The organism is Streptomyces sp. 1114.5, from assembly GCF_003635085.1.
Lineage (GTDB): Bacteria > Actinomycetota > Actinomycetes > Streptomycetales > Streptomycetaceae > Kitasatospora.
In genome coordinates, this window is record NZ_RBXE01000001.1 from 3,204,406 (window position 1) to 3,228,334 (window position 23,929).

Consider the following 23,929-nt stretch of genomic DNA (forward strand, 5'->3'; position numbering starts at 1 on the left):
GCGCGGTTTCAGCTGAGCGCGCGCGGGGCGGTGCGCCTGTGGATCGCGCCTCCCGGGGTGTACCAGCCGGCCTTCTTGCGGACGGCCGGGCTCGGGTCCTGGGCGTGGGAGGCCTGCAGGGCGTTGAGGGCGCGGGCATCGGTGTGGACGAACTTGCCGACAAGTTCGACGGCCCGGGTGCGGACCTGCGGGTCGGGGTCGTCGGCCAGGTGCCGCAGGCCTGGGTCGAGCACCCGGTCCGCGCCCGGGGCGCAGGTGTCGCCCTTGCAGCGGTCGCAGGCGAGGGCGTGGAAGGCGGCGATCCGGACGCGGGCGTCGGGATCGTCGGCCATGGCGATGAGCAGGTCCATCGAGTCGGTGTCGACCAGGTGGTCGAGGAGGCGGCAACAGCCCTCCCGTACGGCCGGGTCGGCGTGGGACAGTCCGGTGCGGATGGCGTCGAGCGCGTCCGCGTGGCGGCGGAGCAGTTCGTGGTAGGCGGCCACGGTGCGCTGTGGGTCGCCCAGGCACGAGACGAGGGCTTCGTTGTCGGTCCGTGCGAATCCGAGCATGGGGCGAGTGTCCGGCCGTACGGGGTCGCGGGGCAACGGGATTTCGGTTGGCGCCGACGAGCAGGCGGTCACGCGGCGGGGCGGGGCTGTCGGCTGAGGGCGGTCCGGCGCAGGGCTTCCAGCAGGAGGGCGCCGGGGTAGGCCGCGAACTCCGGGTAGCGCCAACGGTGGTAGCACGCCCAGTAGCTCACCACGCGGCGCTCGGTCGTGGCGAAGAAGCCGGGATTGCGGGCGATGAACTCGCCGTAGAGGTCGTGGTGGGTGGAGCCCGCGGCGGCCAGGTCGGGGAGCCCGGTGCGGATCGCCGACACGATCTCCAGGACGTACTCGCCGGCCAGCCGCAGGACGAAGGGGACGACCCACGGCTCGGTGGAGGCCACGACTTCCTCCAGGTGGCGCTGGCGGACCAGCCCGTCGGAGTGGCGGGAGTACAGGCAGTGGAGGATCGTCCGCTGGGTCGCGGTGAGTTGTGGCAGGACGACGGCCGGTGGTTCGGAGGTGTGGATCCGGTGGGGGATCGCGACGGTCTCGCCGAGGACGTCGACGGCGAACGGGGCCCCGGGGGTGCAGCGGGGCCCCGGCATCGCGCCGGCGACGGTTCGTGCGTCGTCCGCGAGGTGGGCGGGGAGCGCTGCCGTCACGGTGGACGTCCAAGGTGTCTGCACGGGGGGAGCGTAGTCGGAGCGTGGACGGGGGCGGGCGGACCACGTGGTGCGCCCCCTCGGGCCGGTGGGCGCGAGGGGGCGGCGGGCGTGCATCGGGGGGCGGGGGCTACATGGGGGTCGGCTTGATCATGGCGAAGGGGGCGCCCTGCGGGTCGGCGACGACCGTCATGCGGCCGGCCGTCATGTCGAAGGGCGGGGCGAGGACCGTACCGTTGCGCTTGATCAGGGCGTCCACGGTGGAGTCGACGTCGTCGACCGCGAAGTAGGTCAGCCAGTGGGCCGGGGTGCCGGGCGGGTCGTTGGCCAGGAGGGTGGCGCCGCCGACCGGGCGCCCGCCGACCTGCAGGGCCCAGTAGGAGTCCGCGCCCTCCATCGGCTCGATCTCGATGCCGAACGCCGCGCCGTAGAAGGCGGTCGCGGCCGAGATGTCGCTGGTGTGCAGCTCGTTCCAGGTCAGCGCGCCGGCCTCGTTGACCACCCGCGCGCCGGAGAACTCGCCGGGCTGCCAGACGCCGAACACCGCGCCCTGCGGGTCGGCGGCGATCAGCATCCGGCCCAGGTTGCCGACGTCCATGGTCGGGACGATCAGGGTGCCGCCGGCGCTGACGATGTCGTCCTGGGTGGCCTGGGCATCGGTGGTGGCCAGGTAGCTCGTCCAGACGGTCGGCGGCTCCGGCATGCCCTCGGGCGCCGCCGCCGGGCCGATGCCGGCCGCGGCCTTGCCGTCCAGCTCGCAGACCGCGTACCCGCCGAACTCGGCCGGGCCGGGCTGGCCCTGCCAGCCGAACAGGTCGCGGTAGAAGTCGAGCGCCGCCTGCTGGTCCTTCGCCATCAGGTCGACCCAACACGGGGTGCCGGTGGCGTACGGTGTGGTGACTTCAGGCATTTTGACCCTCTCTGGTGGGGTTTGCTGCCGGTCACGATTTCGTCGTGGCAGCGGAATCGCCACTCGACACGCCGTCGGGGGTGGCGGGGCGGTGAGTGGGGGCGGGGCGAATTCCCGTGTGCGGCGGGGTGTTCGGAGTTGTTGGTGCAGCACAGGGAGTCGGACGGGCCGACTTCCTGTGCAGTGCGGTACGGGCCCCGGCGGGGGGAGGTGAGCGGCGGAGGGCTGCTCCGCCAAATCCGTTCGACCGGGCCGCGTGGCCGCCGTACGGTCGGAAGCATGGACACACGTGCGCGACTGCTCTCGGTCAACGTCGGCAGGCCCCGTCCGAACCCGTGGAAGGGCCTCCGGCAGACCGGCATCGACAAGCGCCCGATGGACGGCCCGGTCGCGGTGTCCGCGCCCGGACCCCGGGGCACGGGCGCGGTCGGCCTGGCGGGCGACCGGGTGTACGACGTGAAGAACCACGGCGGCGACCACCAGGCGGTGTACGCCTACGCCCGGGAGGACCTGGACGGCTGGGAGGTCGAGCTGGGGCGGGAGCTGGGCAACGGCTCCTTCGGGGAGAACCTGACCACGGTGGGTCTGGACGTGAACGGCGCGCTGATCGGCGAACGCTGGCGGGTCGGGTCGGAGGTGGTCCTGGAGGTCTCCTGCGCGCGCATCCCCTGCGGGACCTTCCAGGGCTGGCTGGAGCGGGACGGCTGGATCCGGCGCTTCACCGAGGCCGCCCTGCCCGGCGCCTACCTGCGGGTGATCGTGCCGGGCGAGCTGCGGGCGGGGGATCCGGTGGAGGTGGTGCACCGCCCGGACCACGACGTCACGGTGGCCGGGTCGTTCCGCGCGGTGACGACCGAACCGAAGCTGCTGCCGAGCCTGCTCGCGGCGGACGCACTGCCGGAGGAGATCAAGGAGCTGGTCCGCCGGCGGACCCGGGCGTAGGCGCCCCCTTGCCCCGGTGTCGGGGCGAGGGGGCACAGGTGTCACGGGGTGGCGGTGTCGGATTCGGTGGAGAGGGCGCCGGTGGCGAAGGCGCGGGTGCGCTCCGCGGCCTGGTCCAGGGGGACGTGCTGGTTGTTCGGCGGGTAGAAGTCGACCTCGCCGACCGCGCTGTAGTTCGCCCAGAAGCACGTCGTCATCGGGAAGCCGTCGGTGACGTTCTGCTGGCACTTCATCACCAGCGCCTTGGTGGAGTACGTCTTCGGCTCGCCGACGAGGGAACGGCCGTAGTCCTTGCTGAGCTTCATGCTGCGCTCGAAGGACTTGTCGAGCGCGCTCTGAGGGTCGGCGACTGCGGTGAACAGGCTGGTCTTGCCAGTGAGGTGAGGGACCGTCGCGCTGTGCGTCCCCTTGCTGATCGTGATCCGGGGGTTCCCGAAGCACGACGCGGTTCCCTCGACGTCGCGCTTGTCCTCCTTGAGGGCGGGGAGGTCGTCGACCCCGGCGACGATCATGTCCAGGTCGTCGCCGTACTTGAAGCCGCCGTTGCCCTCGGTGCAGGTCAGTCCGTCGAGTCGGGGGACGGTGGCCTCCGTGTACCGCACCCCGGTGTCCGGCCCCAGCTTCTCCGACTTCGGCGCGGCGGCCGGCTTGCCGCCGTCCCCCTGGCTCGACCCGCACCCTGCAACGAGCACACCCAGAACCAGGGCTGCCGCCGGAATCCCCCACTTGCGCACGTGCGTCTTACCTTTCGTGTCCCCGTAAACGATCTTCAGGGGATCGTACGCGACGCGATGGGTGGGCCACTCCCGCGCAGGAAGTCGGGCGGGCCGACTTCCTGCGCGGGAGGCGAGAGCACTGACACAGAACGATGAACCCGCCGGCTCGTGGTGGCGAAAGTGGGGTTCCCGGCCGACCGTCGTCACTCCCGCACCTGGGCCGCGAACCCGGCCACCGGTCCGGCGGGCGGGTCCAACGCGCGTTGTTCGCAGCCCACTTCCGTTTCTCGCCCTGGTCAGAGCCGCAAGATTGTTTGTCCGCACTCCGACGCGCCGGGTACCTGCCGCGGTGGCGTTCTCCGGGATTGATTGTCCGGGCCCGACCTGTGCTGACCAGCGGCGAAGAAGTCCTCCACTGTGGGTGGCGCCGCAGCCGGGCCGTCCGTCCGCTGCGGCCATCACCCACCGGAAGGTCAAGGAACACGTCGATGCGACGAATACTCACCGCCCTGTCCACCGCCCTGCTCGCCCTGGCCGGGGCCCTCGCCCTGCCGGCCAGCGCACAGGCCGACCCGATCAACCCGCAGCCCTACGCGTACGGCGTCCTCGTGGCGCTCGCCCGCCCGGCCAGCGGCGGCCCCAACGGCACCTACTACTGCGCGGACGAGTACCGGCAGATCAACGGTGACGGCCGCCCGGTCCTGCTGCGCCCGTGCGACGGTTCCTGGAACCAGTTCTGGTTCGTCGCCCCCGACGGCCTGATCCACAGCACCAACGACGGCCGGTGCCTGTGGGGACACTTCCCGGACAGCCCGTCCGACAGCCCGGGCGCCCAGGCGAGGGGCTGCAACGCGAACGACGCGAACCAGCGCTGGACGTTCGACACCGACGGCAGCGTGTGCAACGCCGCCGGCGCCTGCCTGACCTACGTCGGCACCCCCGGCCCGCGCTCCTCCTACGCCCTGTGGACCCTGGGCCGCAACGCGGGCGCGGGCATCACCCAGCAATGGGGCTGGCAGCACTCCGACAGTGACCGCCCGGTCTTCCCCAACATCTAAGCGACGTACGGGGGGCGTCGTGCCCCGGCCCCGCCGCCCCGGCATCCGGGACGGCGGGGCCACAGCGGTCACGTGATGGGCGCCGTGCCCACTCCGCTCGGGTCTCGGATCAGTACAGGTAGACGACGCCCTGATAATCCGAGACGTTCCCCGACTCGGTGACCTTGACCGCGACGTTGAAGCCGCCGTTCGGCACGTCGCACCACTTCTCGAAGGTGTCGTAGGTGGTGTTGTAGTCGTTGTCGGAGAACCAGTCGTACGACGACCCCTCAGCACCCGGGTACTGCCCGCACTGCGAGGTGACCTGGAACCACGCGCGCTCGTCCGTCCTGCCGCGCTGGAGCACGTTGTAGCTCATCTTCAGGTAGTTCGCGTTGACCACGTAGGCGCACATCGAGATCCGCGCACCGTACCTGGTGTCCAGCTCCGCGCAGCGCTGCCCGTCCGCGTGCGCCGCACCCGCACCGAGTCCCACGACACCGGCCGCGGCCAGGCCGAGCGCCGCGCCCGTGCCGGCGAGTCGCTTGATCATGCTCTTCATCGTCTCTCTCCTCGCTCAGCGCTCAGTGGTAGACCGGGAAGTAGCTGTTGCTGTCCTGCACGCCGGACTCCGTGGTGTACACCTCGACGGAGCGGATGTAGCCGCCGGTGAGGCTGCCGCTGGTGTAGCCCAGGCTCCAGTTGGGCTCCTGCACATCGTTGCCGGAGAAGTACTTCTCGCCGGAGCTCGACTCGACCTTGAACCAGACGCGCTCATCGGTGCTGCCAGGCGTCAGCACGCTGTAGCTCATGCCCACCCAGCCCGGGTAGCCGTCCTGGTGAGCGCAGACGTGGATCACCGCCTGGTAGCGAGTGCTGAGGTTGGTACAGCCGTCGGCGTGAGCCGCAGTGGCGGTCAGACCGACCAGGCCGGCGGCGGCCAGACTCACGGCCGCGCCGGTCGTGGCCAGGCGCTTGGTCAATCGCATGGTTCTCCCGTCCGCCCCCGACAGTCCGGGGGCACCGAGGGGGGAGTCTGGTGCACCGGTGATGAGCACGCATCACATCCGCCAGAAGAGAGAACCACGATTCCGCTCACGGGGTGTCCACAGGGTCTTAGCCCCGCAGTCCCGGAGGAGAATCAGTCGAGGCAGAACTCGTTGCCCTCGATGTCCTGCATCGTGATGCACGACTCGTTGACGCCATCGGCGCGCTGCGTCAGCACGTGCTTCGCGCCGAGCGCCATCAGCCGCGCGCATTCGGCTTCGAGCGTGGCCAGGCGCTCGTCACCCACGAGCCCGGCGCCGGCCCGCACATCGAGATGCACCCGGTTCTTGACGACCTTGCCCTCGGGAACGCGCTGGAAGAGCAGGCGCGGGGCCACACCCGACGGATCAGTGCACGCGAAGTAGATCTCGTCCTCGGGCGGCAGCGTGCGGTGGTACTCCTCCCACGTGGCAAAGCCCTCCGGGACCGGAGGTACGACGTACCCCAGCACCTCGCACCAGAAGGCGGCGAGGCGGGCAGGCTCCGCGCAGTCGAAGGTCACCTGGAACTGCTTGATCGTTGACATCGGCGCACAGTAACAGAGGCCCTGATCCCGCTGCCAAGGATTAGTTACGGGACAACCCTTGGCCCCCTCGCTCGGGGAGGGCGAGGGGGCGAAGTGTTAGGCGTGGTGGTCGAATTCGCCGGCTTTGGTGGCGTGGAGGAGGGCGGCGAAGGTGGCGGGGGTGGTGCGGAGGATGGTGTGGGCGTCGTCGGATTCGCGGAGTTCGACTTCCCCGTCGACCGTGCGGATCTCCACGCAGTACTCCGTGGATCCGCTGAAGGTGGACTTCTGCCACTCGGTGTTGGTCACGTTGGCCTCCTGGGTTGGGGGCCGATGGTACGCCCCCTCGCTCGGTGAGAGCGAGGGGGCGAAGTGTTAGGCGTGGTGGTCGAATTCGCCGGCTTTGGTGGCCTGGAGGAGGGCGGCGAAGGTGGTGGGGGTGGTGTGGAGGATGGTTTCGCCTTGGTCGGACTCGCGGAGTTCGACCGCGCCGTTGACGGTCCGGACCTCAACACACTCGTTGGTCGCGCCGCTGTAGCTGGACTTCTGCCACTTCGACTCAGGCATAGCTGTCTTCCGCTTCCTTCTTGACTGATCGGATGAGATCCCGCGACTTCTCGTTGGAGAACGCCAGGGCGTCCATGCGGTCGAAGATGGTTCGATGCATGGCCAGGTCTGCTGGGGAGTCGAAGAACAGCACGCCTTGCGCGACGTCCATCTGGACGGTGTCCAGTTCGGGGATCGGGCTTTTGGCGAACGTGAGGTTTTCGGAAGCACCGGGGAAGGTGGCGACGGCGAAGGGCACTACACGGATTGAGATCCCGGGATGCGTGGAGTCATCGATAAGTGCATCGAGTTGTTCGGCAAGCACCTTGGGCCCACCGAACTGCATCCGGAGCGCGGCTTCGTGGATGAACGCTTGGAGAGGCGTCTTGCCTGACCGGACTATCTGCTGGCGTTGGATCCGAAAGGCCGTGCGGACGTCGATCTCGGCGCGGGACAACGGCGGATAGACCCGCGTGAAGACAGCGGAGGCGTATGCGCCGGTCTGCAACAACCCCGGGATATAGGTGGTCGTGCAGGTGGAGAGCGCTGTTGCGTAACTCTCGATCTCGGCGACTTCGAGGAAGTCTGTCGTCAGGACCTCGCGGTACTCCTCCCACCAGCCTCTTCCACGCTCGGAGATCATCTCGGCGAGGGCGTCGATCAGCGACGGATTCGCACAGTTGCATGCGGAGGCGATGGTGCGGAGACGGTCGATGCTGATGCCGATCCGCCCGGATTCCATCTGGGTCACCTGGGCGGGAGTCATGCTGACGATGCGGCCGAGTTCCGAACCTCCGTAGCCAGCCCGCTCGCGCATCCGCCGGAGCTCGGTTCCAATCCTGCGCTGGCGGAGTGTTGGGTTGGAGCGTGGAGGCATAGGTCCCTTCCGAAGGTCAGTGTGGTCAGTCTGCCGCGCGCTTCGAGCGTCGGTCCACCCGTTACCACCGTAGGGGGAAGTTTCCGCAAAGGGTGGAAAATTAGATACTCACCTGCGCTATGGTCGATCTCACATCGATCCGACGGATCGTCAGTAACGCCTGCTAGCAAGCACCGCAGAGCAGCCATGCCCTTTCGCCTGGCCTGGCTCACGGCGACATGTGTTCCGCCGGTTCTTCCCTCACTCACGCCTCGGGAGAAGTCCCATGCGTCACCTCAACACGCCCTCGCTCGCCATCGCCCGTCAGTCCCTCCGCGACACCATGACCCGTGTCGGGTGGGAGCCCTCCACGATCTTCGACGCGCAGCTCGCGCTGGTCGAACTCCTCGTGAACGCCTGGCGGCACGGGGGGACGCCCGCGCCGATCATCCAGATCATCTCGATCGACCACACCCTCCGCGTGTCCGTGGCGGACGAGAGCCCGATCCCGCCCTCGCCCGGGACGCCTGATCTCTTCGCGGAGGCGGGGCGGGGGCTCCAGCTCGTCTCCGGGCTCACGCACCGGTGGGGTGTCGACGCCCAGGAGCGCGGCAAGTCCGTGTGGTTCGAGCTGCAGAAGGACGCCGCCTGATGAAGCGCCGCTACCCGATGAAGCCCACCGACCCGCGCGTCCAGTCCTTCTCCGATGCCCACGTCCGCGCCTTGCTCGCCGAACTCCACGAGCGGGGGCAGAAGTTCGGGCTGGTCTGGCCCTCCGCCACCACGGACAAGACCCTGGACGGCCGCGTCCTCGTCCGGTTCAACACGGCGCCGGTCTCGACCCTCCTGAACCTCCTCACCCTCCTCCTCGACGCCGACCGGAACGACGACCCGTGCGGTTTCTGATCGCCGCCGCCTTCGCCGTCCTCCTCGCCCTCGCGTTCGCCACCGTCGCCCTGGGCGTTGTCACCGCCCTCCGCGCGGCTCCGCCGCCGCAGGACGAGGACGCGTGACCCCCGCCAGCCCCCGCCGCACGTGCGTCGGGGGCTGCGGGCACGATTGGGGTCATGGCACAGCGGAGATACGAGTACGCGCCGGCGGGGACGCTCCCCGGGCTCCTTCAGCGTGGCCGGGGATTGGGTGCGCGGATGGCGGAGGAGGATCCGGCTGCGGCCGCCGACCTCGTGCACGGGTGCCTCCGCTGGGACTGGCGGTGGGATTCCAAGCTCGACCAGCGGTCGATCTACCTCGCACGCCTCATCCGGGACCTGGCGCTGCCCGGGGGCGCGCTGGTGCCGGAGGCGGGAAGCGCGCCGGAGCCGATCGTCGACCCCCGGCCGCTGCCCGAGCTGCTGGACGCCCTGGAGCAGCACTGGGTGGACCAGGCCTGGTCCGGCCCGGCCGCGCTGGCTCGCGGTCTGGCCCGGTACGGGAGCGAGGCCGCCGGCGCCGCCTCGCTGCTGCGCCGCTTCTGGCTCTACACGCCGCACTCTCACGAGCGGCCCGCGTATCTGGAAGCGCTGGCGGCGATCAACCCCCTCGGGCTGGCCGAGGTGTACACCGAGTCACTGTGGGACTGCGAGGCGCAAGCCCGTCTGCTGGGGGCCGAATACGCCCCCGACCGCCCTCATGTACGGGACCGCCTGGCGTACCTCCGGGACGATCCGCTGGAGGCGCCGGAGGTCAGGGAAGCCGCCGCCGCGCGACTCGCCGGGCTGAGCTCGGCGACCTCTCCCGCCGAGGGGAAACCAGTTCGAGGGGGCTAAGGTAGACGCGTGAACGTGTGAGTGATGGTCCGGACCCCGTGAGGTGTTCCGGGCCACATCCATTTCCAGGCCTTTCCGCCCTGTGACCTGCACGTTCGCCGGCCCACCAGACCAGCACCAGATTCCCCGGAGGCCCCGCCTTGAGCGACCAGCCGTTCGCGCATCTGCACGTCCACACCGAGTACTCGATGCTGGACGGTGCCGCCCGGCTGAAGCAGATGTTCAAGGAGGTCGAGCGCCTGGGCCAGACCCATGTGGCGATGACCGACCACGGCAACATGTACGGCGCCGCCGAGTTCCACCGGCAGGCCACCGACGCCGGCATCACGCCCGTCATCGGCATCGAGGCGTACGTCGCCCCGGAGTCCCGCTCCAACACGAAGCGCATCCTGTGGGGCCAGCCGCACCAGAAGAAGGACGACGTCTCCGCGTCCGGCGCGTACACCCACAAGACCATCTGGGCCCGCAACAAGGAGGGCCTGCACAACCTCTTCAAGCTGACCTCGCGCTCCTACGCCGAGGGCTGGCTCGTCAAGTGGCCCCGGATGGACAAGGAGCTGATCTCCGAGCTGTCCGGCGGCCTGATGGCCACCACCGGCTGCCCCTCCGGCGAGGTGCAGACCCGCCTGCGGCTCGGCCAGTTCGACGAGGCGCTGAAGTCCGCCGCCGACTACCAGGACATCTTCGGCAAGGAGAACTACTTCCTGGAGTTGATGGACCACGGCCTCGACATCGAGAAGCGGGTCCGTGACGGGCTGCTGGAGATCAGCAAGAAGCTGAACATCCCCCCCGTCGTCACCAACGACTCGCACTACACCACCGAGGCCGACGCCGGCGCGCACGACCTGCTGCTCTGCGTCCAGACCGGCAAGAACCTCTCCGACCCGGACCGCTTCCGCTTCGACGGCACCGGCTACTACATCAAGTCCGCCGCCGAGATGTACGCGCTGGACTCCTCGGACGCCTGGCAGGAGGGCTGCCGCAACAGCCAACTCCTCGTCGCCTCCCGCGTCGACACCGAGGGCATGTTCAAGTTCAAGAACCTCATGCCCCGCTTCCCCATCCCGGAGGGCTTCGAGTCCGAGGCGGACTTCTTCAAGTCCAAGGTCTGGGAGGGCATGGACTGGCGCTTCCCGAACGGGTACGACGAGGAGCACAAGAAGCTCGCCGAGTACGAGATGGACACCATCATCCAGATGGGGTTCCCGGCGTACTTCCTCGTGGTCGCCGACTTCATCATGTGGGCCAAGAGTCAGGGCATCGCGGTGGGCCCCGGTCGTGGTTCGGCGGCCGGCTCGCTGGTCGCGTACGCGATGGGCATCACCGACCTCGACCCCATCCCGCACGGCCTGATCTTCGAGCGCTTCCTCAACCCCGAGCGCATCTCCATGCCCGATGTCGACATCGACTTCGACGAGCGCCGGCGCGGTGACGTGATCCGCTACGTGACGGAGAAGTGGGGCTCCGACAAGGTCGCCATGATCGTCACGTACGGCACCATCAAGGCGAAGGCCGCCATCAAGGACTCCTCGCGCGTCCTCGGCTACCCCTACGCGATGGGCGACCGGATCACCAAGGCGATGCCGCCGGACGTCATGGGCAAGGGCATCCCGCTCTCCGGCATCACGGATCCGAGCCACCCGCGCTACAGCGAGGCCGGCGAGATCCGCAGCCTGTACGAGAACGACCCGGACGTCCGGAAGGTCATCGACACCGCGCGCGGCATCGAGGGCCTGATCCGCCAGCCCGGCGTGCACGCGGCCGGCGTCATCATGTCCGCCGAGCCGCTGACCGACCACATCCCGGTCTGGACCCGGCACACCGACGGCGTCACCATCACGCAGTTCGACTACCCGACTTGTGAAGGCCTCGGCCTCCTCAAGATGGACTTCCTCGGCCTGCGCAACCTGACGATCATGGACGACGCCGTCAAGGCGATCGAGAAGAACAAGGGCATCAAGATCAACCTGCTTGATCTGCCCCTGGACGACAAGCCGACCTACGAGCTGCTGGCGCGCGGTGACACGCTCGGCGTCTTCCAGCTCGACGGCGGCCCCATGCGCTCGCTGCTGCGGCTGATGAAGCCCGACAACTTCGAAGACATCTCGGCCGTCCTCGCCCTCTACCGGCCGGGCCCGATGGGCGTCAACTCCCACACGAACTACGCCCTCCGCAAGAACGGCCAGCAGGAGATCACCCCGATCCACCCGGAGCTGGAGAAGCCCCTGGAGGAGGTGCTGCGGCCCACCTACGGCCTGATCGTCTACCAGGAGCAGGTGCAGAAGGCCGCCCAGATCCTCGCCGGCTACTCGCTCGGCCAGGCAGACCTGCTGCGCCGCGCGATGGGCAAGAAGAAGAAGGAGATCCTGGAAGCGGAGTTCGTCCCCTTCCAGAAGGGCTGCCGCGAGCGCGGCTACTCCGACGCGGCGATCCAGGCCGTGTGGGACGTCCTGGTCCCCTTCTCCGGCTACGCGTTCAACAAAGCGCACACCGCCGGGTACGGGCTGGTCTCGTACTGGACGGCCTACCTCAAGGCCAACTACCCGGCCGAGTACATGTCCGGCCTGCTCACCTCCGTCAAGGACGACAAGGACAAGTCCGCGGTCTACCTCAACGAGTGCCGCAAGATGGGCATCCAGGTGCTGCCGCCGGACGTCAACGAGTCGGACTCGGACTTCACCCCGCACGGTGACGACACCGTCCGCTTCGGGCTCACCGCCATCCGCAACGTCGGCGGGCCGGTCGTCGAGTCGATGATCCGGACGCGGAAGACCAAGGGGAAGTTCTCCTCCTTCCCCGACTTCCTCGACAAGGTGGAATCGGTGGTCTGCAACAAGCGGACCGTCGAATCGCTGATCAAGGCCGGCGCCTTCGACTCGCTCGGGCACACCCGCAAGGGGCTCAGCGCACAGTTCGAGCCGATGATCGACAACGTGGTGGGGGTGAAGCGGAAGGAGGCCGAGGGGCAGTTCGACCTGTTCGGCGGCGACGCCGAAGCCGACGAACCCAGCTTCGGGCTCGACGTCGTCTTCTCCGAGGAGGAGTGGGAGAAGTCCTTCCTGCTCACCCAGGAACGGGAGATGCTCGGCCTGTACGTCTCCTCGCACCCGCTGCACGGCATCGAGCACGTGCTCGCCGACAAGGCGGACTGCGCGGTCGCCGACCTCGCGGAACGGCCCGACGGGTCGATCGTCACCATCGGCGGCATCATCTCGGGCCTGCAGCGGAAGATGACCAAGCAGGGCAACGCCTGGGCCATCGCCACCGTGGAGGACCTGGCCGGCTCGATCGACTGCATGTTCTTCCCGGCGAGCTACCAGCTGGTGTCCTCGCAACTGGTCGAGGACGCGGTGGTGTTCGTGCGGGGCAAGCTCGACAAGCGGGAGGACGTGCCGCGGCTGATGGGGATGGAGCTGTCCGTTCCCGACCTGTCCAACGCGCACGCCGAAGCGCCGATCACCATCAACATCCCGAGCGGGAAGATCACCCCGCCGCTGGTCGCCCGGCTCGGCGAGGTGCTGGGGAGCCACCGGGGGACGACCGAGGTGCGGGTGCGGCTGGAGGGCCGCGACAAGACGACGGTGCTGCGGTTGGACCGGCACCGGGTGAAGTCGGATCCGGCGCTGTTCGGGGATCTGAAGCAGTTGCTCGGGCCCAGCTGCCTGGCGGTGTGATTCGCGGTGTGAGAGGGCTGTTGACGCCTGAGTGCGGGTAGTGGCCTTCCGCTTCGCGCAGTTCCCCGCGCCCCTTTCGGGCGCGGGGAACTTTCGTCTGGGGGAGGGAGAACGGGCGCGGAGGGGAGGGGAGGGGAGGGGAGGAGGGCGCGGGGAACTTTCGTTTGGGGGGAGGGAGAAAGAGGAGGGCGCGGGGTCAGGGGATGCCGTTGATGAGGGCCGGGGGGACGGCGGTGTGGAGGGCGGAGACGAAGGCGGAGATGGCGGGGTGGGAGCCGGCGCCCGCGCGGAAGGCGGCGTGGGTGCGGCGGTAGACGGGGAGGCGGGTGAGGACGACGCCGGGCGGGGGCTGGGTGGCGCCGAGGTGGGGGATCAGGGCGACGCCCTGCCCGGCGGCGACCAGGGCCAGGACGGTGGTGAAGTCGTCGATCTGGTGCCGGATCCGGGGGGCGAAGCCCGCCGCCTCGCAGGCGCGGACGGTCATGCTGTGGCAGAGCGTGCCGGGCGGGGACATGATCCACGGTTCGCCGCGCTGCTCCGCGATCGTGCCCGGTGCGCGGGCGGCCAGGTACATGGGCTCGGTGAAGACCGGGCGGGTCACCGCGAGGCCGGGCTCCGGCTCGGCCGGGACGAGGTCGTACTCGTGCACCAGGGCCACGTCCAGCTCGCCCGCGCGCAGCGCCGCGCCGACGGCGGCCGGGTCGACCTCGGTGACCATCGGCTCCAGCCCCGGGTGCCAGCCGGCCAGTTCGGCGAGCAGGGCGGGGATGATCGCGCGGGCCGCCGAGGGGTAGGTGCCGATCCGCAGCGGGCCGGCCAACCCCTTTTTGGCGTGGGCGAGTTCGGCGTCGGCCTGCTCCAGCAGGGCGAGCACCGACTCGGCGTGCCGGACCAGGCCGCGCCCGGCCGGGGTGAGGGCAACCCGCCGGCCTGTGCGTTCCAGCAGGGGGACGCCGGCCTCCTTCTCCAGGACGGACAGCTGCTGGGACACCGCCGAAGGGCTGAAGGACAGCGCCTCGGCGACGGCCGCGATGGTGCCGAGGTGAGCGAGTTCGCGCAGCAGGCGCAGGCGTCGGACGTCGAGCATCGGCTCAGCTTACGAGAAGCGTCGGAAATGTGAACTGGACCCGGCCGGTCCGCCGACCGCAGGATCGTGGGCATGGAACGCACGGAACTCAAGGGCATCTACGTCCCCCTGGTCACTCCCTTCGCCGCCGACGGCACGGTCGCGCTGGACGCGCTGGAGAAGATCGCGCACGAGGCGCTGGACGCCGGTGCGGCCGGGCTGGTCGCGCTCGGCACCACCGGGGAGCCGGCCGCGCTGACGGCCGAGGAGCGGGACGCGGTGGTGGAGGTCGCGGCGGCCGCCTGCGCCGGGCGCGGGGCGCAGCTGATCGTCGGCGCCTTCGGCGGCGACACCCGGGCGACCGCCGAGGCGCTGGACGTGCTCGCCGCCCGGGTGCCGAGCACGGCGGCCGCGCTGGTCACCGTCCCGTCGTTCGTACGGCCCGGCGAGGCGGGGACGGTCGCGCACTTCCGGGCGCTGGCCGCGAGCAGCCCGCTGCCGCTGCTCGTCTACCACATCCCGTACCGCACCGGGCAGGAGCTCTCCGCCGCGGCGCTGCGCGAACTCGCCGCGATCGACGGGGTGGTGGGCGTCAAGTACGCGACCGGCGGGCTGGACCAGGCGAGCGTGGAACTGCTGGCCGACGCCCCCGAGGGCTTCGCCTTCCTCACCGGCGAGGACGCCTACCTGTCGTCGGCGCTGGCGCTCGGTGCGGCCGGGGGCATCCTCGCCTCCGCCCAGCTGGCCACCGCCCGGTTCGTGGAGCTGGCGCAGGCCTGGCAGGCCGGGGACGCGGACCGGGCGCGGGCGCTCGGGCACCGGCTGACCCGGCTGGCGCTGGCGGCGTTCACGGCGCCGAACCCGGCGGTGACCAAGGGCGTGCTGCACGCCCAGGGGCGGATTCCGACGCCGGATGTGCGGTTGCCGTTGCTGCCGGCGGGGGAGGCGGAGGTGGGGGCTGCGCTGGCGCTGGTGAATGGTCTGGACCACTAGGTTCGTCCGTCGTCGCTCTCACACCGTGGAATACCAGGTCGCACCACCCGCGTGACAAGGCATGATGGGCGGAGTGCGGCTGTAGACAGGACCATTCAGAGGAGTAGTCGGAAATGAAGATCGGCATTGTCGGTGCCACCGGCCAGGTCGGCGCCGTGGTTCGCGAGATCCTGGCGGAGCGCGCAGGACTTCCTGGTGGACTCGGCCCGGTGGAGCAGCTGCGACTGTTCGCCTCGGCACGTTCGGCCGGGCGCACCCTGCCCTGGCAGGGCACCGAGATCACCGTCGAGGACGCGGCCACGGCCGACTACACCGGCCTGGACATCGTGATCTTCTCGGCCGGCGGCTCCACCTCCAAGGCCCTGGCCCCCAAGGTCGCCGCCGCCGGTGCCGTCGTCATCGACAACTCCTCCGCCTGGCGCCGCGACCCCGAGGTCCCGCTGGTCGTCTCCGAGGTCAACCCGGAGGCCATCGCGGACCGCCCCAAGGGCATCATCGCCAACCCGAACTGCACCACCATGGCCGCCATGCCCGTGCTGCGCCCGCTGCACGAGGAGGCCGGCCTGGCCGCGCTGGTCGTCTCCACCTACCAGGCCGTCTCCGGCAGCGGCGTCGCCGGCGTCGCCGAGCTGCAGGACCAGGCCGCCAAGGTCATCGACGGCGCTGCCGGCCTCGCCCACGACGGCTCCGCGGTCGAGTTCCCCGAGCCCAAGGTGTACAAGCGCCCGATCGCCTTCAACGTGGTGCCGCTGGCCGGCTCCATCGTGGAGGACGGCTCCAACGAGACCGACGAGGAGCAGAAGCTCCGCCACGAGAGCCGCAAGATCCTCGGCATTCCCGCCCTGAAGGTCGCCGGCACCTGCGTGCGCGTCCCGGTCTTCTCCGGCCACTCGCTGCAGATCAACGCCCGCTTCGAGCGCCCGATCAGCCCGGAGCGTGCCGTCGAGCTGCTGTCCGGCGCCCCCGGCGTCGAGCTGTCCGACATCCCCACCCCGCTGCAGGCCGCCGGCCAGGACCCGAGCTACGTCGGGCGCATCCGGGTGGACGAGACCGTGGAGAACGGCCTGTCGCTGTTCGTCTCGAACGACAACCTGCGCAAGGGCGCCGCGCTCAACGCCGTCCAGCTGGCCGAGCTGGTGGCCGCCGAGCTCAAGGGCTGAGGCACCCGAGCCCCGGTCCGAGGGCCCGAGGGCCGTCGTACCGCTGCGTGACCAGGGGCGGGCTCCGTCGTTGAACGGGGCCCGCCTTCGCGTTCCTTTGCGGTTCGTTGGGGCGGCTGTTGCGGTACCGGGACATCCGGCAAGGTTCGGCAGGCGAACCCCGGGTAAAAGGTGACCCAACGATCGGGCGACGACGGGGGCCCCTCACCTCGGCACGCCCGGACGGCGGGCGTGTCGCCCTCTCCGAATCGATCCACCCACTGATCCCGAGGGCAAGCGAGAAGAGGTGCGCGATGGACCGATGTGTCGTCCTGGTGGACGCCGGATACCTGCTGGGCGCCGCCGCCAGCCTGCTCGCCGGAGACCCGTCCCGCTCCAAGGTCACGGTCGACCACACGGCCCTGATCGCCGCGCTGCGCGAACGCGCCGAGGCCGAGACCGGGCTGCCACTGCTGCGCATCTACTGGTTCGACGCCGCGCCCGACCGGCGCCCGATGCCCGAGCACCGACGGCTGCGCGTCCTGCCCCGCGTCACCGTACGGCTCGGCGCGCTCACCCGGGCCGAGGGGCGCTGGGTGCAGAAGGGCGTCGACGCCGCGATGCACGCCGAACTCTCCGAACTCGCCCGCAACCGCGCCTGCGCCGACGTCGTACTGATCACCGGGGACGGCGACCTGCTGCCCGGCATGATGACCGCCAAGGAACACGGCGTCGCCGTCCACCTGTGGGCGCTGCAGGCCGCCGACGGCGACTTCAACCAGTCCGAGGACCTGGTCGGCGAGGCCGACGAACGGCGGGTCCTGGACCGCGAGTGGATCGAGGGGTCCTTCTCGCTGCGGGACACCGCCAACCTCTTCCCCGCCCCCGGGGCCGGGGCCCGGCAGGAGATCGCCAAGATCCTCGCCGCCCCGCCGGCCGCGCCGAGCGTGGTGCCGGCGGCGCTCCCGAACGGGGTGCCGAACGGGGTGCCCGCCGGGGTGCCGCCCACCGTCCGCCCGGCGGCCGCCGCCCCGGCCGACACCGCCCCCGCCGACGGACGGCCGCAGCCCGCGGCCGCGCTCAAGGTCGTCCCCACGCCGAAGGACCTGGCCGAGCGGCCCTCCTCGGTCACCCCGATCACCCCGGTGGCCACCGGGCACGGCCTCAACGGGCACGCCGCCAACGGAAGCGGCCTCAACGGGCACGCCGTCAACGGAAGCGGCGTCAACGGCCACTCCGCCAACGGCGCCGTCGCCCAGGCCGGGCCGGTGCTGCGCTGGTCCTCCGACCGCGGCTGGGTCGACCGGCCCACCCCCGAACCCGCCGTCACCGCCGGCGACAACCTGCCCACGCTCGCCCAGCTCACCACCGCCGAACAGCGCTGGGCCGACCGCGAGGAGGACATCACCTCCATCGGCGGCGACGCCCACGAGGTCGGGCAGGTCTTCGCCCGCCGCTGGAGCGAGCGGATCGGCGATCCCGAACGCCTCACCGTCCTGTGGCCCGACTACCCGCGCATCCCGCACCGCGTCGACGGCGAGCTGCTGCGCTACGCCGCCCGCTTCGGGCTGCTCGCGCACAAGGACGACCAGATCGACGAGCACGACCGCTACGCCATCCGGGCCGGGTTCTGGAAGGAGCTGGCGGCGCAGGTGCCGGGCGGATCGATGGTCGTGGACGACTGAGGCGACGACCGCGCCGCGTCCGGACGTGGGGTGCGGCCGGCCGCCGCTCCCGCTGGTCAGGCCCCCTTGTCCGGTTCGCCCGTATGAGCGCGTAGAGTCTTCGGTCGTGAGTGAGACGGCCGGGCCAGCACCCGAGGAAACCCCGCCGTGCGTAGCCGTGCGCGACCTCGTCCGGACCTACCGCAGCGGGCGCGGCGCCGCCGCCACCGAGATCCGGGCCAACGACGGGATCAGCCTCACCGTCCGACAGGGCGAGATCTTCGGGCTGCTCGGGCCCAACGGCGCCGGGAAGTCGACCCTGGTCCGCCAGATCACCGGACTGCTGCGCCCCGACGCGGGCTCCGTCGAACTGCTCGGCCACGACATCGTGCGCCACCCCGACCGGGCCGCCCGACTGCTCGGCTACCTCGGGCAGGAGTCCACCGCCCTCGACGAGCTCACCGTGGCGCTGGCCGCCGAGACCACCGGGCGGCTGCGCGGCCTCGGCCGGGCACAGGCCCGCAGCGCGGCCGCCGACGTCCTGGACGAACTCGGGCTGACCGCGATCGCACAGCGGCCGCTCGCCAAGCTGTCCGGCGGGCAGCGACGGCTCGCCTGCTTCGCGGCCACCCTGGTCGGGGATCGTCAGCTGCTCGTCCTGGACGAGCCGACCACCGGTATGGACCCCGTCGCCCGGCGGGCGGTGTGGCGCGCCGTCGACCGGCGGCGCACCGAGCGCGGGACGACCGTGCTGCTGGTCACCCACAACGTGATCGAGGCGGAGACGGTGCTCGACCGGGTCGCCGTGATCGACGAGGGCCGGGTGATCGCCTGCGACACGCCCGGCGGGCTCAAGGCCCTGGTGGACGGGGACGTCCGGCTCGACCTGGTCTGGCGGGACGAGGCGCCGGTCGGCGTGCCCGCCGTCGCCGCCCTGCGCGACCGGGCCGAGTGCACCGGGCGCCGCTGGACCGTCCGCACCACCCCCGAGCAGGCCCGCGAACTCGTCGCCGCCGTCACCACCGGCCCGGCCTTCGCCGCGCTCGACGACTTCACCCTCGCCACCCCGAGCCTTGAGGACGCCTACCTCAAGCTGGGCGGCCGCCACGGAGGACTCGCCAAGTGACCCTGCTCTCGGCGCCGCCCCGGACCGAACCGACCACGGCCGGGCCCGCCCCGCTCGCCCCCGCCGCCCGGCTGCTGCCGGCCCTCGCCGCCGTGTACCGGGCGCAGCTCGCCCGGGCGCGGGTCGCGCGGATCCCGCTGCTGTTCGTCGCCACCTTCCAGTCCGTCGGCATCCTGGTGATGATGCGGGGCGTCGTGGACGCCGGGCAGTCCACGGCGGCGCGGTCGGTGGTCGCCGGGTCGAGCGTGCTGGTGGTCGCGTTCGTCGCGCTGAACCTGCTCGCCCAGTACTTCGGGAAGCTGCGGGCCACCGGCGGCCTCGACCACTACGCCACGCTGCCCGTGCCGCCCGCCTCGGTGGTGCTGGGCGCGGCCGCCGCGTACGCCTCCTTCACCCTGCCCGGGACCGTCCTCACGGCTGCCCTCGGGGCGGTGATGTTCGGGCTGCCGCTCGGGCAGCTGTGGGTGCTGCTGGCGGTCGTGCCGCTGGCCGGGGCCGCGCTGTCGGGGCTGGGGGCGGCCTGCGGGCTGTTGGCGCCGCGGCAGGAGATCGCCACGATGCTCGGGCAGCTCGGGATGTCGGCCGCGCTGCTGCTCGGCGTGCTGCCGGTGGACCACCTGCCGCAGCCGGTGCAGTGGCTGCGGGACCTGCTGCCCTCCACGTACGGGGTGGAGGCCTTCGCGCGGACCTTCGCGCCGGACCCGGACTGGGCGATGGTGCTCGCCGACCTGGGGGTCTGCGCAGGAGTGGGCGTGGTCTCGCTGACGGTGGCCACCTGGGCGTACCGGCGGGCGGTCGCGCGGTAGGGGCCCGGTGGGTGGTGAGGGCCGTCCGGGTGGTGGGGTCGTTCCGAGGGCGGTCGTGAAACGATGGGGCCTGTGACCGTACCGAACACACCTCCGGATCCCGCCCACACCGATGTGCAGGCGGGACCGGACGCCACGCCCGTGTCCGACCCGTATGCGGCTCCGCAGGGGCTGGGGCCCGACGCACCCGTCGCGCCCGTCGCGTCGGACGGGTCGGAGGGGCAGGGGACCTCACTGGCGCAGCGACTGCTGCCGGAGGTACGGCTCGGGGCGGGCGTGGTCCTCGCCTGCCTGCTGGTCGGACTGGTGATGGCCGGGCTGTGGGCCTGGCTGGCGCCGAAGGTGCCGCTGGTGGTGGACGGGGACCGGATCCTCTACGTCGACCCCGAGGGCGAGCAGCGGGCCGGGGCCGACGCGGTGTTCGTGCTCATCGGCCTGGGCGCCGGGATCCTGACCGCGCTCGGCGCCTTCCTGGTGACCCGGCGCCGCGGCGGCGGGATCGCCGTCGCCCTGGGGCTGGCCGTCGGCGGGCTGCTCGGGTCGATGGGCGCCTGGCGGATCGGGCGCTGGCTCGGGCCGAGCAACGACCTGATCGGCGAGGCCCGGCGGGTCGGCAACGGCGGGCACTTCGACGCGAGCATCGACCTGGGAGCGCTGGGCGCGCTGCTGGTGTGGCCGATGGCGGCGATGGTGGTGCTGCTGGCCGTGTCGGCGGCGTTCGGGAAGCGGGAGGAGGACCCGCCGCCGTACTGGGGCGTGCCGGCGGGGCAGGCTCCGGTGGGGCCGCAGGTCGAGCCGGGGCCGGGGCCGGAAGGCGGTAGCGGGCACTGAGCAGGGGCGGGGGCGGGCGGGGGCCTTCGGCTTCGCGCAGTTCCGCGCGCGCCTGAGGACCCCGCTGACCCCGGGGGGACTCCGCTGACCCCGGGGACTCCGCTGACCCCGGGGACTCCGCTGACCCGAGGAACGTGGGGTCAGCGGGCGATGGGGGCGGTGTGGCCCCGGGTGAGGGTGATGAGGTCGGTGGGGGAGAGTTCGACCTCCAGGCCGCGGCGGCCGGCCGAGACGTAGACGGTGGGGTGGGTCAGGGCGCTCGCATCGATGACGGTACGCAGGGGGCGGCGCTGGCCCAGGGGCGAGATGCCGCCGCGGACGTAGCCGCTGCTGCGTTCGGCGGCGGCCGGGTCGGCCATGGTGGCGCGCTTGCCGCCGACGGCGGCTGCCAGGGCCTTGAGGTCGAGCTGTCCGGCGACCGGGACGACGCCGACGGTGAGGGTGCCGTCCACGTCGGCGACCAGGGTCTTGAAGACCCGCTCCGCGGCCACGCCCAGGGCCTCGGCCGCCTCGCCGCCGTAGGAGGCGGCCGCCGGGTCGTGGTCGTAGGCGTGCACGGTGAAGGCGACGGCGGCGGTCTCCAGGGCGACGGTGGCGGGCGTGCCCTGGCCGCCCTTCTTGGTCTTCTTGGCCATGCGGGGGTCCTCGGGCTCCTGGGGCGGTCCGGGCTGTTTCGGGGCTGTGCCGGGGCTGTTCGATCGGGGCTGTTCGGTCGGGGCTGTTCAGTTGGGGCTGAAGGACTGGCGGGTGAGGTCGACGGCGGGCAGCGAGGGGAGCCAGGTGAGCACGGCGGTCTCGCGGCGCAGCAGGTCGAGTTCGGTGCGCAGGCGCTGGGCGGTGTCCGGGGCGGCGAGCAGCTGCTGCTTGAGCGGGGTCTCGAACACCGAGGCGGCGGCGACCAGGTAGGAGAGCACCTGCGGGTCGTCGGGCAGCTCCTGGCGGCCGACCGTGCTCGCCTCGCGGGCGCCGGCGAGGCGCTTCTGGTAGACCCGGAACGCCCGCTCGACCTCGGCGGCCAGGGCGCCGGAGCCCTCGCCGGGCTGCTCCTCGATCGGCTCGATCTCGCCGGTCAGGTACGGGCCGGAGGTGTCCACCGAGAGGAGCCGGAACCGGGTGGTGCCGGTGACCAGGAGCTCGTAGCGGCCGTCCGGCTGGTGCTGGACCGAGGCGACGTCGGCGATGCAGCCGATGGGGAAGAGCGCTTCGAGTGGGTCGCCGGTGGCGGTGCCGAGGCCGTCCAGCGGACCGGCCGGGCCCTCCTCGGGCCGGACCGGGGCGACCTCGCGGCCGTCCTTGATCGCGAGCACGCCGAAGCGCCGCGGGGCGTCCTCGGACTGTTCGAGCAGATCGGCGACGAGACGGCGGTAGCGCTCCTCGAAGACGTTCAGGGGCATCACCAGGCCCGGGTAGAGCACGGTGTTCAGCGGGAAGAGCGGCAGCCGTTCTGTCACGGCGGACAGCGTAGTTCCCCGGACGGGGGCCTTGTCGCGCGGATAACGGGCCGAACGGTCACGACCCGGATCCCGACCGGCTCACCCGCGCTGGAGCATGCGGGTGGCGCCGGCGACGACGGTGGAGGCGAGCAGCCAGCCGATGACCACCAGGGAGGCGGAGATCCACTGGGAGAGGCCGCCCGGGTTCCAGCCGCCCTGGTTGAGGTCCACGATCGGCAGCAGCTGGTTGAGGGTGTACAGCACCGGGCTCCAGTGCGGGCGCTCGTCGGCCTTGAGCGGGTCCAGCGGGTGGGTGGCGAACCAGAGGCTGCCGAGCATCCAGGCGAGCAGCAGCCACAGGCCTGCCCGGCCCGGGCGGTAGCCGTAGCCGACGCTGGCGTCCTGGACGGCGCCCCAGATCCGGGCGGGCAGCGGCAGGGTCCGGCGGCGCCGGCGCTGCTTGGCGTACAGCACCTCGCGGGCGTCGTCGTCGGCGCCGTCGCGGCGCAGGGCGGCGGCCAGCTGCTCGTAGGACTCGGGCTGGAAGTCGACCGAGGAGCCCTCCAGCCAGGCGATCCGCTCCCGGACGCCGAAGGCCTCGACCGGGCGCAGGTTCTCGTACACGAAGCCGGTGAGGCCCAGGTGCTTGCCCTGCGGCCAGGCGTCCGGGGTGTCGACCAGGTTGCCGACCCGGGCGCGGGTCAGCGCGACGGTGCCGGTGGGGCGGTACTTGCAGGTGAAGCGCAGTTCGGGGGTGTGGATGCGGCGCAGCGAGACCTCGTCGTCATCCTCCAGGTGGAACTCGCCGGAGATCAGGCAGGCGCCGTCGAAGCGGCTGTCGGACAGCCGCACCCGGCCGAAGGCCCGGAAGGGGGTGACGGGGCCGTCCGGCGCGGCGTACTCGCCGTAGCCGGAGCCGTAGTAGCCGCGGGAGCCGGCCCAGCCCTGGTCGGCGGAGCCGGTCAGGTAGAGGGTGTGGCCGACGGTGACCCGGACGGCGTTGAGGCAGGTGCGGTTGTGCGCCCGGTCGGCGTGCAGCTGGGCGCCGCGCAGCGAGAGCCGGCCGCCTATCCGGGCGGTGCGTATGCTCAACTCGCCCCGGGTCTCCAGGCGTTCGGCCTCGAAGTCCTGGTTGACGGTGATCCCGTCGGCGGAGACGGCGCGGCCGTGGCGGTCGCCGCCGACGGCGGTCTGGTTGAGCAGCAGGTCGGTGCCGATCCGGGCGTCGGTGAGCCGCATGCCGTCCGGGACGCGGCAGCGGGCCAGGTGGAGGTCGCCGGTGGTGGTGAGCCGGGAGGCCTCCAGGCGGGGGATCAGGCAGTTCACGAAGCGCAGCGTGGAGGCCGCCGCCTCGGAGATCAGGATCTTGTGCTCGAAGCGGCAGTCGTGGAGTTCGACGTAGTCGCCGATGGCGCCGCCGGCCAGGTTGAGCGCGCCGGTGACCAGCACCCCGCTCATCCGCAGCGAGGCGACCCGCCCGGGGGCGGGCCGGGGGCCGGCCAGCAGCAGCTGGGCCAGCACCTCGGCGCGGACGGTGCGGTCGGGACCCCAGACGGCGCTGCCGAAGGCGTCGTCGGTGTCCTGCTCGCCGCTGCGGCGGTCCAGGATCTCCCCCTGGCGGTAGGCCTCCCAGAGCTCACGCTCGGTATCCGTCCAGCCCTCCGGAGCACGCTCCGCCAT

General features: G+C 71.5%; 26 protein-coding genes. 12 read left to right on the forward strand and 14 right to left on the reverse strand.

Annotated features, from left to right (window positions below; genetic code table 11):
- Positions 1-8: 8 nt before the first annotated feature.
- The 3 genes from BX285_RS14155 to BX285_RS14165 form a co-directional block, all read right to left on the reverse strand.
- Complete coding sequence (locus tag BX285_RS14155; RefSeq protein ID WP_121175308.1) at positions 9-551, reverse strand: HEAT repeat domain-containing protein; 543 nt, start codon at positions 549-551, stop codon at positions 9-11.
- A 68-nt stretch (positions 552-619) separates the two neighbouring features.
- The gene (locus BX285_RS14160; RefSeq protein WP_147465158.1) at positions 620-1,216 is read right to left on the reverse strand and encodes a hypothetical protein; all 597 of its coding nucleotides are present in this window, start codon (positions 1,214-1,216) and stop codon (positions 620-622) included.
- Positions 1,217-1,322: 106 nt separating this feature from the next.
- A complete protein-coding gene (locus BX285_RS14165; protein ID WP_097238293.1) occupies positions 1,323-2,102 on the reverse strand; it encodes a VOC family protein in 780 nt (259 codons plus the stop codon).
- Positions 2,103-2,381: 279 nt separating this feature from the next.
- On the opposite strand from BX285_RS14165, the gene BX285_RS14170 reads away from it, so the two are divergent.
- Positions 2,382-3,044 (forward strand): MOSC domain-containing protein, encoded by a 663-nt coding sequence (locus BX285_RS14170; RefSeq protein WP_121175310.1) that lies wholly within the window; start codon positions 2,382-2,384, stop codon positions 3,042-3,044.
- 41 nt (positions 3,045-3,085) lie between these two features.
- On the opposite strand, the gene BX285_RS14175 is transcribed toward BX285_RS14170, so the two are convergent.
- Positions 3,086-3,736, reverse strand: coding sequence for a hypothetical protein (locus tag BX285_RS14175; RefSeq protein ID WP_121175311.1), 651 nt, complete (start codon positions 3,734-3,736; stop codon positions 3,086-3,088).
- A gap of 512 nt (positions 3,737-4,248) precedes the next feature.
- On the opposite strand from BX285_RS14175, the gene BX285_RS14180 reads away from it, so the two are divergent.
- Positions 4,249-4,818, forward strand: a complete 570-nt coding sequence (locus BX285_RS14180; protein WP_097238296.1) for an RICIN domain-containing protein — start codon at positions 4,249-4,251, stop codon at positions 4,816-4,818.
- A gap of 109 nt (positions 4,819-4,927) precedes the next feature.
- On the opposite strand, the gene BX285_RS14185 is transcribed toward BX285_RS14180, so the two are convergent.
- The 6 genes from BX285_RS14185 to BX285_RS14210 all read right to left on the reverse strand — a co-directional run bounded on the left by BX285_RS14185 (position 4,928) and on the right by BX285_RS14210 (position 7,772).
- Complete coding sequence (locus BX285_RS14185) at positions 4,928-5,359, reverse strand: hypothetical protein (protein ID WP_121175312.1); 432 nt, start codon at positions 5,357-5,359, stop codon at positions 4,928-4,930.
- A gap of 22 nt (positions 5,360-5,381) precedes the next feature.
- On the reverse strand, positions 5,382-5,786 hold the full coding sequence (locus BX285_RS14190; RefSeq protein WP_143685816.1) for a hypothetical protein: 405 nt from the start codon (positions 5,784-5,786) through the stop codon (positions 5,382-5,384).
- A 152-nt stretch (positions 5,787-5,938) separates the two neighbouring features.
- Positions 5,939-6,370 carry a VOC family protein gene (locus tag BX285_RS14195; protein ID WP_121175313.1) on the reverse strand — a complete coding sequence of 144 codons (432 nt, stop codon included), beginning with the start codon at positions 6,368-6,370 and terminating at the stop codon, positions 5,939-5,941.
- 96 nt (positions 6,371-6,466) lie between these two features.
- Positions 6,467-6,658: a DUF397 domain-containing protein gene (locus BX285_RS14200; RefSeq protein WP_121175314.1), complete on the reverse strand. Its 192-nt coding sequence runs from the start codon at positions 6,656-6,658 to the stop codon at positions 6,467-6,469.
- 66 nt (positions 6,659-6,724) lie between these two features.
- Positions 6,725-6,916: a DUF397 domain-containing protein gene (locus BX285_RS14205; RefSeq protein ID WP_121175315.1), complete on the reverse strand. Its 192-nt coding sequence runs from the start codon at positions 6,914-6,916 to the stop codon at positions 6,725-6,727.
- On the reverse strand, positions 6,909-7,772 hold the full coding sequence (locus tag BX285_RS14210; RefSeq protein ID WP_121175316.1) for a helix-turn-helix transcriptional regulator: 864 nt from the start codon (positions 7,770-7,772) through the stop codon (positions 6,909-6,911). The genes BX285_RS14205 and BX285_RS14210 overlap by 8 nt, the downstream gene beginning before the upstream one ends.
- A gap of 265 nt (positions 7,773-8,037) precedes the next feature.
- Between BX285_RS14210 and BX285_RS14215 the strand changes: the two genes are divergently transcribed.
- The 4 genes from BX285_RS14215 (at position 8,038) to dnaE (ending at position 13,191) form a co-directional block, all read left to right on the forward strand.
- On the forward strand, positions 8,038-8,403 hold the full coding sequence (locus BX285_RS14215) for an ATP-binding protein (RefSeq protein ID WP_121175317.1): 366 nt from the start codon (positions 8,038-8,040) through the stop codon (positions 8,401-8,403).
- The gene (locus BX285_RS14220) at positions 8,403-8,657 is read left to right on the forward strand and encodes a hypothetical protein (protein ID WP_121175318.1); all 255 of its coding nucleotides are present in this window, start codon (positions 8,403-8,405) and stop codon (positions 8,655-8,657) included. The genes BX285_RS14215 and BX285_RS14220 overlap by 1 nt, the downstream gene beginning before the upstream one ends.
- A gap of 161 nt (positions 8,658-8,818) precedes the next feature.
- Positions 8,819-9,517, forward strand: a complete 699-nt coding sequence (locus tag BX285_RS14225) for a hypothetical protein (protein WP_121175319.1) — start codon at positions 8,819-8,821, stop codon at positions 9,515-9,517.
- Between the two features lie 140 nt (positions 9,518-9,657).
- Positions 9,658-13,191 carry a DNA polymerase III subunit alpha gene (gene dnaE / locus BX285_RS14230; RefSeq protein ID WP_097238309.1) on the forward strand — a complete coding sequence of 1,178 codons (3,534 nt, stop codon included), beginning with the start codon at positions 9,658-9,660 and terminating at the stop codon, positions 13,189-13,191.
- Positions 13,192-13,387: 196 nt separating this feature from the next.
- Here the strand turns inward: dnaE and BX285_RS14235 are convergent, their stop codons facing one another.
- Positions 13,388-14,278: a LysR family transcriptional regulator gene (locus BX285_RS14235; RefSeq protein WP_121175320.1), complete on the reverse strand. Its 891-nt coding sequence runs from the start codon at positions 14,276-14,278 to the stop codon at positions 13,388-13,390.
- 72 nt (positions 14,279-14,350) lie between these two features.
- Here BX285_RS14235 and BX285_RS14240 point away from each other — a divergent pair, with 72 nt between their 5' ends.
- The 6 genes from BX285_RS14240 (at position 14,351) to BX285_RS14265 (ending at position 20,816) form a co-directional block, all read left to right on the forward strand.
- The gene (locus tag BX285_RS14240) at positions 14,351-15,250 is read left to right on the forward strand and encodes a dihydrodipicolinate synthase family protein (protein ID WP_121175321.1); all 900 of its coding nucleotides are present in this window, start codon (positions 14,351-14,353) and stop codon (positions 15,248-15,250) included.
- A 113-nt stretch (positions 15,251-15,363) separates the two neighbouring features.
- Positions 15,364-16,410 carry an aspartate-semialdehyde dehydrogenase gene (locus BX285_RS14245; protein WP_097238311.1) on the forward strand — a complete coding sequence of 349 codons (1,047 nt, stop codon included), beginning with the start codon at positions 15,364-15,366 and terminating at the stop codon, positions 16,408-16,410.
- A gap of 293 nt (positions 16,411-16,703) precedes the next feature.
- Positions 16,704-18,074, forward strand: coding sequence for an NYN domain-containing protein (locus BX285_RS14250; protein WP_121175322.1), 1,371 nt, complete (start codon positions 16,704-16,706; stop codon positions 18,072-18,074).
- Between the two features lie 106 nt (positions 18,075-18,180).
- Positions 18,181-19,179 (forward strand): ABC transporter ATP-binding protein, encoded by a 999-nt coding sequence (locus BX285_RS14255; protein WP_121175323.1) that lies wholly within the window; start codon positions 18,181-18,183, stop codon positions 19,177-19,179.
- Positions 19,176-19,985: an ABC transporter permease gene (locus BX285_RS14260; RefSeq protein ID WP_121175324.1), complete on the forward strand. Its 810-nt coding sequence runs from the start codon at positions 19,176-19,178 to the stop codon at positions 19,983-19,985. The genes BX285_RS14255 and BX285_RS14260 overlap by 4 nt, the downstream gene beginning before the upstream one ends.
- 141 nt (positions 19,986-20,126) lie before the next feature.
- On the forward strand, positions 20,127-20,816 hold the full coding sequence (locus BX285_RS14265) for a hypothetical protein (RefSeq protein ID WP_179852907.1): 690 nt from the start codon (positions 20,127-20,129) through the stop codon (positions 20,814-20,816).
- A gap of 140 nt (positions 20,817-20,956) precedes the next feature.
- Here BX285_RS14265 and ybaK read toward each other — a convergent pair whose 3' ends face one another.
- From ybaK to BX285_RS14280, 3 genes are all read right to left on the reverse strand, one after another.
- Positions 20,957-21,451: a Cys-tRNA(Pro) deacylase gene (ybaK, locus tag BX285_RS14270; RefSeq protein ID WP_097238315.1), complete on the reverse strand. Its 495-nt coding sequence runs from the start codon at positions 21,449-21,451 to the stop codon at positions 20,957-20,959.
- 87 nt (positions 21,452-21,538) lie between these two features.
- Positions 21,539-22,276, reverse strand: coding sequence for an LON peptidase substrate-binding domain-containing protein (locus BX285_RS14275; protein WP_183107174.1), 738 nt, complete (start codon positions 22,274-22,276; stop codon positions 21,539-21,541).
- Between the two features lie 72 nt (positions 22,277-22,348).
- Positions 22,349-23,929, reverse strand: a complete 1,581-nt coding sequence (locus tag BX285_RS14280) for an oxidoreductase (RefSeq protein ID WP_097238317.1) — start codon at positions 23,927-23,929, stop codon at positions 22,349-22,351.